The sequence below is a fragment of the Clostridium sp. ATCC 25772 genome, from assembly GCF_001573875.1.
In the GTDB taxonomy this organism is placed as follows: Bacteria; Bacillota; Clostridia; order Clostridiales; family Clostridiaceae; genus Clostridium_J; species Clostridium_J senegalense.
Window position 1 is genome coordinate 1 of record NZ_LFRG01000218.1, and the last position, 530, is coordinate 530.

General features: G+C 30.2%; 1 pseudogene. It reads right to left on the reverse strand.

Annotation, left to right across the window (positions count from 1 at the left end):
* Positions 1 to 530: pseudogene (locus AZI32_RS17670) on the reverse strand (pyruvate:ferredoxin (flavodoxin) oxidoreductase); the annotation flags it as partial.

Sequence of the window (530 nt, forward strand, 5' to 3'; positions counted from 1 at the left end):
TTGTTTGTTAGCTCCAACTGTACCATCTGATCCTAATCCCCAGAACTTACATCTTATAGTTCCTTCTTGTCTTATTTTAAAGTTTCTATCTACATCTATAGATTTATTAGTTACATCATCTACTATACCTACTGTAAATTGATTTTTAGGGTTACTAGATTTTAAATTGTCATATACAGATTTTATATCTGCTGGAGTTGTATCCTTAGATCCAAGTCCATATATCCCGCCTATTATCATAGGTGTTTTTTCATTTTCATAAAATGCTGATTTTACATCTAAGTATAATGGTTCTCCTATAGATCCTGGTTCTTTAGTTCTATCTAAAACACAAATTCTTTCTACACTTGATGGTATTACATCCATAAAGTGTTTTATAGAAAACGGTCTATATAAATGAACTTTTACTAATCCATATTTTTCACCTTGTCCATTTAAATAAGTTATAGTTTCTTCTATAGTTTCAGTCACTGAACCCATTGCAACTATTATGTGTTTTGCATCTTCTGGGCCAAAGTAATCAAATAAAC